Genomic DNA, 14,959 nt, shown 5'->3' on the forward strand with positions numbered 1-14,959 from the left:
ACCGCTGGTGAGGGTTTTCTGTGCCCGGGGAGTACCTCCGGTGATGACGCCCCCTGGAGCAACCGCCGACCGCGTCCTGATCGCCGGCGCGACCGGCGGAACCGGATCCGAACTGCTCTCCGTCCTTCGGCCAACCGACCTCACCGTCCGCGCGACGTGCCGATCGTACGCGGACGTCAACACGCTCGATCGCCTCGGCGCCGACGAGGTGGCCGTCGCGGACTTCTTCGACCCGGCGGACGCCGTCGCGGCCGCCGAGGGATGCGATATCGTCTACTGCGCGCTCGGAACGCCGCCGAGTTACCGCCACACGATCGGCGGGAAACTCGTCGATCGGACCGGCGTTCTCAACCTGCTGACCGCGGCGGTGAGCGAGGACGTGACTCACTTCGTCCACACGAGCGCGATCGGCGTCGGCAACTCGAAGCGCGGGCTTTCGTTGCCCGCGCGCCTGCTCATCCGCGGCTCGCTGCGGGCGAAACGGGACGCGGAAGCCGCGATTCGCCGGTCCGGGATCGACTACACGATCGTTCGTCCGGGGAAACTGACGAACGACCCGCCGAGCGCCGAGTTACTCGTCGGGCAGGGCGGCGACTCGGTGACCGGCTCGATCGCCCGGATCGACGTCGCGCGCCTCGCGGCCGCCGCGCCGTTCACGCCGGACGCGCGCAACCGAACGGTCGAGGTCGTCAGTCGCGACGGTCTCGAGGGCGCTCCCCGAAACCTCGTCGACGTCGACTGGGCGTTCGATCGCGTCCAGGCAGATCACGAACGGATGCGACTCTGACACTATCTCCGTGCGTATCTCCCTCGTGACGGTCGGTGTCGGTTCCCGGAATCCTTAATGATCGGCGCGGCAAAAATTGCGAGTATGTACGACGACGACGAGCTCGAGGCGATCCGGGAGGCCGGCGAGGAGTGGCACGAGGAGACGCTCGGTCCGGTGCTCGATCGCCACGGCGAACGACAGGACCGGTTCGCGACCGTCTCGAACGTCGAGGTCGATCGGCTCTACACGCCCGACGACGTCGCCGACCTCGACTACCTGGATGATCTCGGCTTCCCGGGCGAGGAACCGTACACTCGGGGCCCGTACCCGACGATGTACCGCGGCCGGACGTGGACGATGCGCCAGTTCGCCGGCTTCGGGACCGCCGAGGAGACGAACGATCGCTTTCACTACCTGATCGACCAGGGTCAGACGGGCCTCTCGGTGGCGTTCGACATGCCGTCGCTGATGGGGATCGACTCCGACGACCCGATGAGCCAGGGCGAGGTCGGGAAGGAAGGCGTCGCGGTCGACACGCTGCGGGACATGGAGATCCTCTTCGGCGGGATCGACCTCGGCGAGATTTCGACCTCCTTCACGATCAACCCTTCCGCACCGGTGATCTACGCGATGTACATCGCGCTGGCCGACCAGCAGGGCGTCCCCCGCGGGCAGATCCGGGGCACCCTCCAGAACGACATGTTCAAGGAGTTCATCGCGCAGAAGGAGTGGGTGATCCCGCCGGAGCCCTCGCTCGACCTCGTCACGGACGTCGTCGAGTTCAGCGCCGAGGAGACGCCGAAGTTCCACCCCGTCTCGATCTCGGGATACCACATCCGCGAGGCGGGCTCGACGGCGGTCCAGGAGCTCGCCTTCACGCTCGCCGACGGCTTCGGCTACGTGGAGGACGCGATCGATCGCGGGCTGGACGTCGATGAGTTCGCGCCGCGCCTGTCGTTTTTCTTCAACTGTCACAACTCCTTCTTCGAGGAGATCGCGAAGTACCGGGCGGCCAGACGGATCTACTCGCGGGTGATGGACGAGTGGTACGACGCGGAGCGGGCCGAATCGAAACGCCTCAAGTTCCACACGCAGACCGCGGGCCAGTCGCTGACCGCCCAACAGCCGCTGAACAACATCGTCCGGGTGACGATTCAGGCGCTGGCGGGCGTCCTCGGCGGCACCCAGTCGCTGCACACCAACAGCTTCGACGAGGCGCTCGCGCTCCCCTCGGAGAAGGCGGTTCGCGTGGCGCTTCGAACCCAGCAGATCATCGCCGAGGAATCCGGCGCGGCCGATATCGTCGATCCCATGGGCGGCTCGTTCGCGATCGAGGCGCTCACCGACGAGACCGAGCGACGGGCGATGCGCTATATCGAGGAGATCCGCGACATGGGCGACGGCTCCGTCCGCGACGGCATCCTCGAGGGGATCGACCGGGGCTACTTCCTCCGGGAGATCCAGGAGGCCTCCTACGAGTACCAGGAGCGGGTCGAACGCGGCGAGGAGGTCGTCGTCGGCGTCAACGAGTACACGTTAGAGGAGGACACCAGTCCCGAGATCCTCAGGGTCGACGAGACCACCGAGGAGCGACAGCTCGATCGGCTCGCCGAGGTCAAAGCCGAGCGGGACGACGACGCCGTCGCGGACGCGCTGGAGACTCTCCGCGAGGCAGTCGATCGCGGCGAGAACGCGATGCCGGCGATCGTCGACGCGGTCAAGGTCTACGCGACGATGGGCGAGATCATGCAGGTGTTCGAGGAGGCCCACGGCGCCTACAGCGAGGAGATTGGACTGGCATGAATCGGGTTCGAGACCGATTCGCGGGCGAAACGGCGGGCTGAACGGAGCGGTGTCCAGCGCGTCGACCCCGGTCCCTGTTCTTCGAGGGAACGACACCCGGGCTATATCTCGTTGGTCGGGGTAGGAATCGATATGGCTCACACCCCAGAGATGCCTGAAAAGTACGTTTGTGCCGAGTGTCAGGTGGTACACGCCGGTACGGTTTCCGCGCAGTCCGACGGCGGCCACCGATACGATGCCCCCGAAGAGTGCGGCTGCTGCGGTTCCACGGAACTGATCGAGCAGGAGATGTGGCCGCACTTCAACCGGTGACCGAGCCCACAGAGCAGTGCGGGGCGAGAAGCGCTGGGTATTGGAAGCTAGAGGCTCCATCGATACGCGACCGCCAATACTCGTAAACGACGTGATCGTCCTCGGGACGAGCCAGGGTGTCGTCGTACTCGAGTGGCTGCTACCAATTAATTGATGCGTATGCGTCCGCGTGCCGGAGACCTCACTCACTGTTACGCGAAACGCCTATAGAGTTCTCTGTACGCGTTTTGCGGCAGTCATCCCGCGGTAGCCGTTCAGCACGATTGGACCGAAGCGTGACAAAACTCGGCTTACGCATATTCTCACTGATCGGTCCACTCCTACCCGTGCGCCTTTTCGCGGATCGGCGTGGATTCGGAGAAACGAAAACCGCCAGACGTGGGTGCGATCGATGGGAACGTTTATCTCGGTCATGATCGAGGATATCACTAGACATGAGCGACGAATCCAGCGACGGCGAAGCCGACGTGGAACTTGAAGCGCGACTCGAGGAACAGGACGCGTTCGCGCCGCCAGAGTCGTTCGTCGAGCAGGCGAACGTCACTGACGAGGGAATCTACGACGAGTTCGAGGAGAACTGGCCGGAGTGCTGGGAGGGGGCCGCCGAGCTCCTCTCGTGGGACGAGGAGTACGAGACCGTCCTTGAGGACGACGACGCGCCGTTCTACGAGTGGTTCACCGGCGGGACGCTGAACGCCTCGTACAACTGCCTCGATCGCCACGTCGAAGAGGGTGCCAAGAATCGTGCCGCGATCAAATGGGAGGGTGAACTGGGCGAGACCCGCACCTACACCTACGGCGACCTGCTGAACGAGGTCGAAGCGTTCGCGGCGACGTTACGCGACCTCGGCGTCGAGGAGGACGACGTCGTCACGCTCTACCTGCCGATGATTCCGGAGCTACCGATCGCGATGCTGGCGTGCGCCCGAATCGGCGCGCCGCATGCGGTCGTCTTCGCCGGCTTCTCGGCGGACGCGCTGGCGACGCGGATGAACGCCGCCGAGAGCGAGTACCTGGTCACCTGCGACGGCTACTACCGCCGCGGCGACGCGCTGAACCACAAGCAGAAGGCCGACAAGGGACTGCGGAGCGTCGACCACGACGTCCAGTCGATCGTCGTCGACCGGCTGGGCGACGAACTGAAGCACTTCCTCGGCACCGACGCCCGCGACTACCACGAATTGATCGAGGAGCACGAGGGCGCGTCGGTCGAGCCAGTCTCGCGTGACGCCGAGGACATGCTGTTCCTGATGTACACGTCGGGGACGACGGGTCAGCCGAAGGGCGTGAAACACACCACCGGGGGCTATCTCGCGTACGCCGCCTGGACCTCTCACGCCGTCCTCGACGTCAAGCCCGAGGACACCTACTGGTGTGCGGCCGATATCGGCTGGATCACGGGCCACTCCTACATCGTCTACGGGCCGCTCGCGCTCGGGACGACCACCGTCATGTACGAGGGAACGCCCGATTATCCGGAGAAGGACCGCCTGTGGGAGATCGTCGAGGAGAACCGGGTGGACATCTTCTACACGGCGCCGATGGCGATCCGCGCGTTCATGAAGTGGGGGAAGGAGTATCCGGAAAGGCACGACCTCTCCTCGTTGCGCCTGCTCGGAACGGTCGGCGAGCCGATCAACCCGCGCGCGTGGAAGTGGTACTACAAGCACATCGGCAACGAGGAGTGTCCGATCGTCGACACCTGGTGGCAGACCGAAACCGGCGGCATGATGATCACGACGCTGCCGGGGGTCAACACGATGAAACCCGGCTCCGCCGGCCCGCCGCTGCCGGGGATCGACGCGAGGATCGTCGACGCCGAGGGCGAACCGGTCGACGCCGGCAGCGCGGGGTACCTCACCGTCCAGAATCCGTGGCCGGGGATGCTGCGGACGCTGTACAACAACGACGATCGGTTCCTCTCGGAGTACTGGAAAGAGTACTCTGACGAGGACGCAGACGAGTGGGTTTACTTCCCCGAGGACGGCGCCAAACTCGACGACGACGGCTACGTCACCGTCCTGGGCCGGGTCGACGACGTGATCAACGTCTCCGGCCACCGTCTGGGAACGATGGAGATCGAGTCGGCGATCGTCGGCGTCGACGGCGTCGCCGAGGCGGCGGTCGTCGGCGGCGACCACGACATCAAGGGCGAGGCGGTCTACGCGTACGTCATCCTCGAGGATGGCCAGGAGCCCACCGACGAGATGCGCGATCGGATCGTCGCGGGCGTCGAGGACTCCATCGGGCCGATCGCCCGGCCCGAGCAGGTGGTCTTCACGCCCGAACTGCCGAAGACGCGGTCGGGCAAGATCATGCGACGCCTGCTGGAGGACGTCGCGAGCGGGAACGAACTCGGCGACACCTCGACGCTCCGTAATCCGGAGATCGTCGATGAGATCGACGACCAGGTGCAGGGCGACTGACGACTCGTCGCGGTCGAGGGTCGATCGTCGGGCGCCGTCGCGTGCGATCGCCGGATCGCACTACGCCGCGTTTTCGTCGAACCGAGCGACCAGCCGCAGGAGAAGCACGACCGCCCCGGTCGCGATCCCGACGGTGACGGCCCCGTAGAGGGCGAACGCCGCCGGCGACACCGGAACGGTGATTCCCAGAAGGACGGTCTCCTCGACGCCGGTCCGCGCGGGAAGGACACGACCGAGAACGGCCCCGAAGGCGGCGGTGACGGCGACGAGTACGAGGCCGAAGGCGACGACGACCCGCGAGCCCACCACGGTCCGGCGATCGTCACGATCCTCCTCGGTCCGCGCGGTCGATCGCCCGCTATCGTCGGTTCGATCGGTCATCGCGATCGATGGATCACGGCGCGTGCCATAGGTTTTAGTTACAGTTCGGTGACGACCCCGACATGGACGAGAAAGAACTCTTCGGGCTGGTGCTCGCGGGGATCGCGCTCCTGATGGCCGTGACGGGGTTCGTTCTCATCGTGACCTGACGGACCGGTTCGATCGCGCGGTTCACTCTGAATCGGGCCCCTCCGTTCCGTCGTCGTCGGTCGGCTCCGTCCCACCTTGGACGTGTATCGACGAGACCGTGTCGTGGTGCGTCCGCGGGTCGCTCTCGATCACCCGCGCGGCCAGGAAGGTCACGGCCGCGAGCGTGACCGCGACCGACAGGAGGATCGCGAACTGGATGCCGGATTCGAGGGGTTCGAACCCCCACGGGTTGAACAGGGCGAACGCAGCGGTAAAGAACAGGACGATCGCCAGCGGAATGGCGTTGACGGCGAGGTCGAGCGTGAGTTCGGTGTCGAATGCGCGTCGGCTCATGATCGTGTTTCGAGCGTGTCTGTTGCGGTGGGTCGGTCGTACGTTAGCGTCTGTCCCTGCCGATCGCGGCGCCGAGGATCGACACGACGCCGGCGACGGCGATCGCGAGCCCGCGAGTCGAGAGGCCGACGAGCCCCTCGGCTCCGGCGATCGTCACCAGGTCGGTGCCGACGGCGAGCAGGGCTGCTCCGACCGCGACGAAGATCGCGCCGAGACCGGCGACGATCGGCCACGGGCTCGAGACGCGTCCCGATTCGGTGACGAAGCCGGCGACGCTCCCGGCGAATAGCACGAGGCCGCCGACGGCGACCGGAACGAGGTCGATGACGATGCCGACCTCCGAGAAGACGAGGCCGAGCGCGAGCAGGATCGGCCACGGGCTCGTCCTCGTCGGTCGATCGGCGCGGGTCGAGTGATCGGCCATACCCACCCTACGACGCGACCCGTGTAGTAACTGGTCCTACGAGTAGCGAACGAGAACAGACACGACAGCTGATAGGTTCGATCGGAGCGGATCGCGGTCACTCATCGCGATCGATGACGAACTCGGTGAACTCGCGGAGTTCGCGTTCGACCGCCGGATCGACGTCGATGCCGTCGATCGCCTCGCGGGCGTCCGCGGCCAGGTCGAGCGCGCGGTCGCGGGCGTAGGAGAGACTGCCGGCATCTTCGATGATCGAGAGCGCCTCGAGGATCTCCTCGTCGGTGTTGATGTCGGTCTCGAGAATCGTTTCGAGCCGGTGTGCCGTCTGGGGATCGCTCTGCTCGATCGCGTGGATGACGAGCAGGGTCTTTTTCCCCTCGCGGATGTCGTTTCCGAACTCCTTGCCGAACTCGCCCGCGCGGCCGAGGGAGTTCTCCACGTCGAGGATGTCGTCGCCGATCTGGAAGGCGACCGACGTCAGTTCCGCGTACCGCGCGACGGCCGCCTCGACGTCGGCGGGCCGGTCGGTGATGATCGCGGCCAGTCGCGCCACGATGCGGCCCAGGCAGCCGGTCTTGCACGCGCACATTTCGAGGTACTCCGCGGGCGTGATCCGGACCTCGCGTTCGTTGTGCCAGCAGATGTCCATCCCCTGTCCGAGGTGGGTCCGGTTGAGTTCGTACATCAGCATCTCGTAGGCCGCCAGCCGCCGCTCTGCCGGGAGTTCCGCCGGGTTCTCCGTCAGGATCTTCAGCGGCAGGAAGTACATCGCGTTCCCCGCGTTCAGCGCGACGTCCTCGCCGTAGATGTGGTGCAACGCCGGTTCGCCGCGGCGCATCGACGCCTCGTCCTCGACGTCGTCGACGATGATCGTCCCGTTGTGGAGGATCTCCGGAATACAGGCGTAGGGCAGGTACTCCGAGGGATCGTCGCCGAACGCGTCGACAAAGACGAGAAAGAGCACCGCGCGCCAGCGTTTTCCGCCCCGATCGAGCAGGTCCCAGAGCGGGTCCGACAGCGCGCGCTGAATCCCGTCCGGGTCGTACTCGTAGGTCGGGTCGCCGAAGAACGATTCGAGATAGTCAGTGTCGATCTCCCGTGGGACGAGGTCGGCGATCGCCTCGTCGATGGCCGGCCGCCACTCGGCAAGCGTCTCCCGCATATCCCCCCAGAGACAGAGCGGACTCAAAAAGATTCAGTTATTCGTGTGCAAACGACGATTGGATTTATACGGGTTTCAGAATCCTTATTCTGACGGCTCCGGGATGGAGACGTATGGCAGACGAAGCCGAACTTCGCGAGCAACTCGTCGAGGCGTTCGAAGGCGCGGACTACCCCGTCAGTAACCAGATGGACCTCGTTCCGGCCCTGCCCAACGGGCCGGCGACGTCGTTCGAGTCCGGCGATCTCAGCTTCACCGCGATGGAGTTGGGGACCACGGCCTCGAGCCACCAGGACTTCCCCTACGAGGACGTCGACACCCTCGTCGACGACGTCATCGAGGGGCTGAAAGCCGAAGGCGAACTGTAGCCGGTTCGACGACGATACTCGATTCGACTGTCGCGACCGGATCGGCGACTGTACCCGATCCGGCGCATCACCCGGCGACAGCTCACGTCGGAATCACGGGAACGGAGTGGCCTAGCCTCGCTACCGGACGTTCTTTTTCTGTTCGATCGCCGGCCGGGCATCGACCGTTCCGATCGGCCGGATTCCGAAGGGTTACACCGCCGTGCGTCCACACCTCTGGCATGACACGGTGGATCGGCGACGTCTTCACCAGCGACGTCGGCTGGACGCACCTCGAGCGACTGGTCGACATCGGCGACCGGATGGCCGGCAGCGACGGCGAACGCGAGGCGGCGGAACTGACGCGGGACGCGCTCGCGGACGCCGGCGCGCGAAACGCCCGCCTCGAGACCTTCGACGTACAGGGTTGGACCCGCGGCGAGAGCGCCATCGAGACAGCCGAGGAGAGCCTGCGCTGCATCGCGCTCCCCCGGAGTCCGTCGGACCGCGTCGAAGCCGAGCTCGTCGACCTCGGCTACGGCTTGCCCGAGGACTTCGACGACGCCGACGTCGATGGCGCGATCGTCGTCGTCCGCAGCGACGTTCCGAGCTACGCCGATCGGTACGTCCACCGCCGGGAGAAGTATTACCACGCGGTCGAGCACGGCGCGGCCGGGTTCGTTTACCAGAATCACGTCGAGGGCTGCCTGCCGCCCACGGGAAGCGTCGGCACCGAGGAGGATCCGATCGGCGAGATCCCGGCCGTCGGCGTCTCGAGCGAGGTCGGCGCACGGCTGGCCCGTCGGTACGAGGGCGAGTCGATCGCGGTCTCGGTCGAGGCGGAGCGCCACGATGTCGACGAGTCACGCTCGTCGGTCAGTCAGACGGAGTCTGACCCGACGCGGAGCCAGAACGTCCACGCGGAACTCGGCCCCGACACCGAGGAGCGCGTCCTCGTGACGAGCCACGTCGACGCCCACGACATCGCGGAGGGTGCCCTCGACAACGGCGCCGGGACGGCGATGCTCGTCGAGATCGCGACCGCGCTCGCGGCCCGCGAGAACGACCTCGACACGCGCGTCGAATTCGTCGCCTACGGCGCCGAGGAGGTCGGCCTCGTCGGGTCGAGCTACCACGCCGAAACCACTGACCGCGAGGCGATCCGCGCGATCGTCAACAACGACGGCGTCGTCGGCGACCGCACGCTCTCGTTCACCACCCACGGCTTCGAAGCCCTCGAACGGGCCGCGACCGACATCGCGGATCGGTACGACCACCCGATCGAGACGGTGCCCGAACTCGGCCCCCACAGCGACCACTGGCCGTTCGTCCGGTGGGGCGTCCCCGGCTACCACGTCTCCTCGACCTCGGACGAGGTCGGCCGCGGCTGGGGCCACACTCACGCCGACACCCTCGACAAACTCGAGTCGCGCACGCTGCGCGAGCAGGCGATCCTCCTGACCGACCTCGTCGTCGAACTCGCCGATTCGGAGACGGCGATCGAGCACCGCGATCCGGAGGCGATAGTCGAAGACCTCGAAGAGCAGGATCTCGCCGAAGGCATGCGGATCACCGGCGACTGGCCCTACGACGAGTTGTAACGGCCTCACTTCGTTCGGTCAGTGCTTGCTGCGCCCGTCTTTATGAGACTGGCATCCCCTTTCATTCCCGCCCCAGTAGCAGACCGATCAGCCGGCACGGGTGGGAATGAAAGGGGCTGGCGCGCTCGATCCGGTGAGACGACGCAAGCACCGCAGGACGGAGTTCGAGGAGCGTGGTTCGAGACGCCTTCGGCGTCTCGTCATCACGAGAGAGCTTCGCTCTCTCGAACGACAGCGAGTCACAACTGGTCGAGCACGCCAGGGGCTTTCGCGGTGTTACCAACGATCCAAGTCGATGGAACGCGCTATGCGAATGCGGCAACGACGAATAACCGCACCCTTTTGAACGATCGGTGTGAACTGGGGGACATGGATTCCGCCGCGTGGCTGGCGGGCGACGATCCGATCGTCGGAATCGTCGACGCCGAAACGGATGCGACGGGCCCGCAGTCCGGCGGCGAGGGCGTCGAGGCGGTCGAGGCGATCGCGGCCGCGCTCGACGATCGCGAGGCTGAGTTGGTGACCGGGGCCGCCGAAGACGTCCTCTCAGCGAGGCCGTCGCTGCTGGTCACGATCGGCGAGCGGGCGCTGACGACCATCGCCCGGACGGAGCCCGACGTTCCGGTCCTTCCGGCGGGCACCGTACCGGGAATCGAGGCGGTCGATCGAACCGATCTCGACGCGGCGATCGCGGCGGCGCTCGACGGCGAGGCGATCGAACGACCCAGACCGGTACTCGGCGTCGAACTGGCGTCCCGATCGGCGACCGCTCGCGATCGAGCGCTGTTCGACGTCACGCTCGTCACCGCCGAACCGGCCCGCATCTCCGAATACGCGATCACCAGTCGCGACGATCCGATCGCCCGGTTTCGGGCCGACGGCGTCGTCGTCGCGACGGCGGCCGGCAGCCACGGCTACGCCCGGGCCGTTGACGCGCCACAGCTCTCGCCGGCGGTCGACGCCGTCGCGGTCTCGCCGATCGCCCCGTTCGTGACCGATACGCGGCGGTGGGTGCTCCCCGACGACGACGTCGTGCTCACCGTCGAACGCGACGAGGGAGACGTTCGGCTGCTTGCCGACGATCGGGCCGTGGGGACGGTCGCCGCCGACGCGAGCGTCTCGGTGGGCGTCGACGGGACGCTCTCGACGCTCGTCGTTTCCGGGAACGAACGCGACTCGTAGGCGACTTATAGTCCGCCGTCCGGACTCGGCGGTGCTCGGGGCGATCGGGGCGAAAAAACGTACGAGCGCCGGCGGTCGTCAGGTCGTCGATCGCGGGTCGCGATCGCGATAGATTCTGGCGCGTTAACTGTTGTACGGTTCCTCGTCCCGATGGTGGTCCGGGTTCGCGTTCTCGAGAGCGTCGTCCTCCCGATCGACCGACTTGTGTTCGATGTCCTGTCGGCGCTGCTCCTCGTCTTGCCGTTCGCGGGCTTCTTTCTCCTCCTCAGTGAGCTCCTCGTCCTCCTCGGCGTCGGGATCCTCGTGGGCCAGTTCGACGTCCCGACCGTGCTCCTCTTTCCCGGTCTCGCGGCGCTCGTCGCTGTTATTGGACATTGTGATCCCATCCGATGGTACCAGCGATCTCCGAAAAGGCGTTGGGCTTGCACAGGTCGGCGTCGCAATGTACGAGCCGAACCCGCGGTCTTCCGACGATTTCGATCGACTACCAGGGCTCGCCCGAGGCGAGGTCGATCTCGCTGTCACCCTTCTCGGAGGGGCAGATGTCCGCGAGCACGCAGTCCGCACAGTCCGGGTTCCGGGCCGTACAGGTCGCCCGTCCGTGGTCGATACAAAGGTGGGTGAACTGCTGCCAGTAGCCCTCGGGGACGATCTCCATCAGGTCTCGCTCGATCGTCTCCGGGCGCGCCTCCTCGGTGAGCCCGAGTCGGCGCGAGAGTCGCTGGACGTGCGTATCGACGACGATCCCCTCGACGACGTCGTGCCCGTGCTGGAGGACGACGTTTGCCGTCTTGCGACCGACGCCCGACAGGTCGGTCAACTCGTCCATCGTGTCCGGAACCTCGCCGTCGTGCTCCTCGACGATCGTCTCGCAGGCGCTGCGGATGTACTTCGCCTTGTTGTTGTAGTAGGTGATCGAACTCAAATCCTCCGCGAGTTCCTCCTGGGGCGCGTTCGCGTAGTCTTCGGGTCCGTTGTACTTCTCGAAGAGGTGGTTCGTCTCCGTGTTGACGCGCTCGTCCGTACACTGGGCGGAGAGGATCACCGCGATCAGCAACTCGAGTCGGTTCGAGTACCGCAGCGAGATCGTCGAATCGGGGTACGCCTCCTCGAGCCGATCGACGATTTCCTCGGCCTGCTCGCGCCGCGTCTCCAGTGGGGTTCCCATAGACGACTGCTAGGATTCTCGTCGTTTGAGCGTTCGGATTCCGCGTCGACGCGGCCGGCGGCCGCCGACAGGTATCATAGGCCCAGGCGGTGTAAAATGTCGATTCAATGCCATTTGTATCAGATCGTGGAACACTATTATTATTCCGACCTCCGTATCGGTCAAAACGACCCGCGCGACGAGTTCCGGCCGATCGGCCGGCGCGAGATCGGAGCTCGAACGGGATCCGAGGAGCGGCGGAAGGGTGACCAAGGCATGACCACGCACGACGACACGCTCGAAGCGAAATGGCAATCGGGACAGCACGGTTCGCTCGTCGACGCACTGCTGGCCGAACTCAAGAACGATCAGGCGGGGGCCAGGCGGGCAGCGCTCAGACTGGCGCTCAACATCGACGCCGGCGTACAACGGACGACCGAGGCGGACCACGCGCCGGTCGACACGGGGGACGCGTCGGCCGAGGCGGGAGACGCGCCGATCGTCGAGGGAACGCGAACCCACAACGACGTCCGCATCGAACGGTTGCAATCGACCGTCGAATCGCTCGCGGCCTACACCGACGCGCTCGAGGCGTTTCTCGACGAAAACGGGACGGCAGAGACCGTCCTCGCGGACGTCCAGGACGGACTCGACCGGGCGCGGGACGACGTCGAGACGCTGGAGGCGGAGCTCGCGACCCTCGAGCGGACAGGGGACGACCGGGACGACCGCCTCGCGGATCTCGCGGCGGACGTCGAATCGATCGACGACGCGATCGTCCGACTCGACGATCGAACGGCGGATCTCGAGACGGCGACCGCGGAACTCGAAGCTGACGTGCGCGAGCGGCGCGACGCGATCGACGCGTCGATCGAGGACCTCGAGACCGAACTCGATTCGGTCGCCGACGAGGTGGCCTCGCGAGCCGACGCGATCGAAACGCGGACCGAGACGCTCGAGGGCCGAACCGAGACGCTCGCGGATCGGGTCGACGAGGTCGAATCGACCCTCGAGTCGCGAACGGAGGCGCTCGAATCGACGGTCACCGACCTCGAGTCGACGATCGACGATCGGCTGCTGGAACTGCGGACCGCCCTCGAAAGCGACGTTCGGAACCTCGAAGCCGACCTGATCGACGTCGACGAGGAGCTGCGTTCGGAGCTCGATCGGGTCGAGAAGCGCCTCGAAGAGCGTCTGGACGCGTTCAAAACGGAGGTCGACGACGAACTCGCCGCGGTCGAGGACGCGCTCGACCAGGGGACGGCCGCGGAGATGCTCGACGAGGCGACGACCGAACTCGAAACCGAGTTCGACGAATCGATCGACGACCTCGAGGGCGAACTCGCGTCGATCGCGACCGACCTCGAAGCCCTCGAGGAGTGGCGCCGGTCCCTCGAAACGGCGCTCAGCTGAGCGCGTCGGGCACCGATCGGATCGATCGCCGGACGAGAGCGTCGGATGCCGTGACCTTTAAGCGGTCGTCATGCGCGTATGCGGATATGAAAGCCACGGCCATGGCCCACCCGATTCAGGGGCTGGTCAAGTATCACGGGATGCGCGACGAGATCGAACGGCTCCCGTACCACGACAGCATCAGCCTCTGTACGGCGCCGAGTCACACGCGAACCACCGTCGAGTTCTCGATGGACTACGACGAGGACACCTTCGTCGTCGACGGCGAGGAACTCGACGGTCGGGCCTACGAGCGCGTCGCGGCCGTCGTCGAGAAGGCCCGCGGGATGTCCGACGCCGCCCACACGGTCTACCCCATTCGACTGGAAAGCGAGAACAGCTTCCCCTCGAACGTCGGCCTCGGGTCTTCCTCGTCCGGATTCGCCGCCGCGGCCGTGGCGCTCGCCGACGCCGCGGAACTCGACGTCTCCACGGGCGACGTCTCGACGATCGCCCGCGTCGGCTCGGCCTCCGCCGCTCGGGCGGTCACCGGCGCTTTCTCGCAGTTGCACACGGGGCTCAACGACGAGGACTGTCGCTCCCGGCGCATCCCGACTGACCTCCACGAGGAGCTGAAGATCGTCGTCGGGCTCGTCCCCTACCACAAGGAGACCGAGGACGCCCACGAGGAGGCCGCCGACAGCCACATGTTCCAGGCCCGCAACGCCCACATCCACGGCCAGATCGCCGAGATGCGTGACGCCCTCCGGAACAACGACTTCGATCGGGCGTTCGGACTCGCCGAGCAGGACTCGCTCTCGCTCGCGGCTACGACGATGACCGGCCCCTCGGGGTGGATCTACTGGCAGCCCGCGACGCTGGCGATCTTCAACCGCGTCCGCGAACTCCGCGAGGAGGAGGGCATCCCGGCGTACTTCTCGACCGACACCGGCGCCAGCGTCTACGTCAACACCACCGAGGAACACGCCGATCGCGTCGAGGAGGAGATCTCCGACTGCGGCGTCTCGACGACCGTCTGGAACGTCGGCGGTCCCGCGCGCCTGCTCGACGACGACGAGCATCTGTTTTAACGGCTCGAGCGGCGCGATCTCGTCCCAGCTATTACGCTCGCAGGGTGTAGACGTTGCCGTCCGTTCCGACGTACAGCGTCTCTCCCGCGATCGGCACCACTGCGGACGACCGGTTTCGGCGTTCAGTGCGACGGGTTCCTCGTCCGTTCGGACGACCGTCGTCTCCTCGGCGGCGACCACCGATCGAATCACGTTCGCAGTAGTCTCGTACGTTCAGGCGATCGAATGGGCGTCCTTGGGCGGCGTCGGGTACGGATTGTGGCTCGTCCGCGCCCGACCGTAGTCGGCCATCGGCCACTGTGCGGGCTGTGGATGCCAGTCGGCCGGAACCCGGCGGTCCGGCGATCCGGTGGTCCGAGACGTCGTTCCCGAAGCCGCGTTCGAACCGCGGTACAGCCGGCGAGCGCCCCGGTCAACGGCGTGGACACGGCGAGCACCT

At 66.2% G+C, this 14,959-nt stretch carries 14 protein-coding genes; 8 read left to right on the plus strand and 6 right to left on the minus strand.

All coding sequences use genetic code 11. The features are described from left to right. Nucleotides 1-43: 43 nt before the first annotated feature. From MUH00_RS14570 to acs, 3 genes are all read left to right on the plus strand, one after another. Nucleotides 44-787, plus strand: a complete 744-nt coding sequence (locus MUH00_RS14570; RefSeq protein WP_246999768.1) for an NAD(P)H-binding protein — start codon at nt 44-46, stop codon at nt 785-787. Nucleotides 788-871: 84 nt separating this feature from the next. Further along, entirely contained in the window at nt 872-2,572 is a 1,701-nt protein-coding gene (locus MUH00_RS14575; protein ID WP_246999770.1) for an acyl-CoA mutase large subunit family protein, read from the plus strand. Between the two features lie 746 nt (nt 2,573-3,318). Then, nucleotides 3,319-5,310 carry an acetate--CoA ligase gene (gene acs / locus MUH00_RS14585; protein ID WP_246999774.1) on the plus strand — a complete coding sequence of 664 codons (1,992 nt, stop codon included), beginning with the start codon at nt 3,319-3,321 and terminating at the stop codon, nt 5,308-5,310. Between the two features lie 60 nt (nt 5,311-5,370). On the opposite strand, the gene MUH00_RS14590 is transcribed toward acs, so the two are convergent. The 4 genes from MUH00_RS14590 to MUH00_RS14605 form a co-directional block, all read right to left on the minus strand. Next, on the minus strand, nt 5,371-5,691 hold the full coding sequence (locus tag MUH00_RS14590) for a DUF7520 family protein (RefSeq protein WP_246999776.1): 321 nt from the start codon (nt 5,689-5,691) through the stop codon (nt 5,371-5,373). Between the two features lie 171 nt (nt 5,692-5,862). Beyond that, on the minus strand, nt 5,863-6,174 hold the full coding sequence (locus MUH00_RS14595; protein ID WP_246999777.1) for a DUF6684 family protein: 312 nt from the start codon (nt 6,172-6,174) through the stop codon (nt 5,863-5,865). A 43-nt stretch (nt 6,175-6,217) separates the two neighbouring features. After that, on the minus strand, nt 6,218-6,598 hold the full coding sequence (locus MUH00_RS14600; protein ID WP_246999779.1) for a DUF7541 family protein: 381 nt from the start codon (nt 6,596-6,598) through the stop codon (nt 6,218-6,220). 97 nt (nt 6,599-6,695) lie between these two features. Further along, nucleotides 6,696-7,760, minus strand: coding sequence for a polyprenyl synthetase family protein (locus tag MUH00_RS14605; protein WP_246999781.1), 1,065 nt, complete (start codon nt 7,758-7,760; stop codon nt 6,696-6,698). Nucleotides 7,761-7,873: 113 nt separating this feature from the next. On the opposite strand from MUH00_RS14605, the gene MUH00_RS14610 reads away from it, so the two are divergent. From MUH00_RS14610 to MUH00_RS14620, 3 genes are all read left to right on the plus strand, one after another. Next, nucleotides 7,874-8,128 (plus strand): MTH865 family protein, encoded by a 255-nt coding sequence (locus tag MUH00_RS14610; protein WP_246999783.1) that lies wholly within the window; start codon nt 7,874-7,876, stop codon nt 8,126-8,128. Between the two features lie 221 nt (nt 8,129-8,349). Beyond that, complete coding sequence (locus MUH00_RS14615; protein WP_246999786.1) at nt 8,350-9,708, plus strand: M28 family peptidase; 1,359 nt, start codon at nt 8,350-8,352, stop codon at nt 9,706-9,708. A 369-nt stretch (nt 9,709-10,077) separates the two neighbouring features. Beyond that, the gene (locus tag MUH00_RS14620; RefSeq protein WP_246999788.1) at nt 10,078-10,890 is read left to right on the plus strand and encodes an NAD(+)/NADH kinase; all 813 of its coding nucleotides are present in this window, start codon (nt 10,078-10,080) and stop codon (nt 10,888-10,890) included. Nucleotides 10,891-11,013: 123 nt separating this feature from the next. On the opposite strand, the gene MUH00_RS14625 is transcribed toward MUH00_RS14620, so the two are convergent. Then, nucleotides 11,014-11,265: a hypothetical protein gene (locus MUH00_RS14625; RefSeq protein ID WP_246999789.1), complete on the minus strand. Its 252-nt coding sequence runs from the start codon at nt 11,263-11,265 to the stop codon at nt 11,014-11,016. A gap of 109 nt (nt 11,266-11,374) precedes the next feature. Further along, entirely contained in the window at nt 11,375-12,058 is a 684-nt protein-coding gene (gene nth / locus MUH00_RS14630) for an endonuclease III (RefSeq protein WP_246999791.1), read from the minus strand. A 255-nt stretch (nt 12,059-12,313) separates the two neighbouring features. Here nth and MUH00_RS14635 point away from each other — a divergent pair, with 255 nt between their 5' ends. Beyond that, nucleotides 12,314-13,450, plus strand: a complete 1,137-nt coding sequence (locus MUH00_RS14635; protein WP_246999793.1) for a coiled-coil domain-containing protein — start codon at nt 12,314-12,316, stop codon at nt 13,448-13,450. A gap of 86 nt (nt 13,451-13,536) precedes the next feature. Beyond that, nucleotides 13,537-14,520 carry a phosphomevalonate decarboxylase MvaD gene (gene mvaD, locus MUH00_RS14640; protein WP_246999794.1) on the plus strand — a complete coding sequence of 328 codons (984 nt, stop codon included), beginning with the start codon at nt 13,537-13,539 and terminating at the stop codon, nt 14,518-14,520. Nucleotides 14,521-14,959: the final 439 nt, after the last annotated feature.

The organism is Halosolutus gelatinilyticus, assembly GCF_023028105.1.
GTDB lineage: Archaea > Halobacteriota > Halobacteria > Halobacteriales > Natrialbaceae > Halosolutus > Halosolutus gelatinilyticus.

Excerpts from the sequence above, each read along its gene's own strand:
- mvaD (WP_246999794.1), top strand. The coding sequence starts at position 13,537 with ATGAAAGCCACGGCCATGGCCCACCCGATTCAGGGGCTGGTCAAGTAT.
- MUH00_RS14600 (WP_246999779.1), bottom strand. The coding sequence starts at position 6,598 with ATGGCCGATCACTCGACCCGCGCCGATCGACCGACGAGGACGAGCCCG.
- nth (WP_246999791.1), bottom strand. The coding sequence starts at position 12,058 with ATGGGAACCCCACTGGAGACGCGGCGCGAGCAGGCCGAGGAAATCGTC.
- acs (WP_246999774.1), top strand. The coding sequence starts at position 3,319 with ATGAGCGACGAATCCAGCGACGGCGAAGCCGACGTGGAACTTGAAGCG.
- MUH00_RS14635 (WP_246999793.1), top strand. The coding sequence starts at position 12,314 with ATGACCACGCACGACGACACGCTCGAAGCGAAATGGCAATCGGGACAG.
- MUH00_RS14595 (WP_246999777.1), bottom strand. The coding sequence starts at position 6,174 with ATGAGCCGACGCGCATTCGACACCGAACTCACGCTCGACCTCGCCGTC.
- MUH00_RS14590 (WP_246999776.1), bottom strand. The coding sequence starts at position 5,691 with ATGACCGATCGAACCGACGATAGCGGGCGATCGACCGCGCGGACCGAG.
- MUH00_RS14575 (WP_246999770.1), top strand. The coding sequence starts at position 872 with ATGTACGACGACGACGAGCTCGAGGCGATCCGGGAGGCCGGCGAGGAG.
- MUH00_RS14610 (WP_246999783.1), top strand. The coding sequence starts at position 7,874 with ATGGCAGACGAAGCCGAACTTCGCGAGCAACTCGTCGAGGCGTTCGAA.
- MUH00_RS14625 (WP_246999789.1), bottom strand. The coding sequence starts at position 11,265 with ATGTCCAATAACAGCGACGAGCGCCGCGAGACCGGGAAAGAGGAGCAC.
- MUH00_RS14620 (WP_246999788.1), top strand. The coding sequence starts at position 10,078 with ATGGATTCCGCCGCGTGGCTGGCGGGCGACGATCCGATCGTCGGAATC.
- MUH00_RS14615 (WP_246999786.1), top strand. The coding sequence starts at position 8,350 with ATGACACGGTGGATCGGCGACGTCTTCACCAGCGACGTCGGCTGGACG.
- MUH00_RS14570 (WP_246999768.1), top strand. The coding sequence starts at position 44 with ATGACGCCCCCTGGAGCAACCGCCGACCGCGTCCTGATCGCCGGCGCG.
- MUH00_RS14605 (WP_246999781.1), bottom strand. The coding sequence starts at position 7,760 with ATGCGGGAGACGCTTGCCGAGTGGCGGCCGGCCATCGACGAGGCGATC.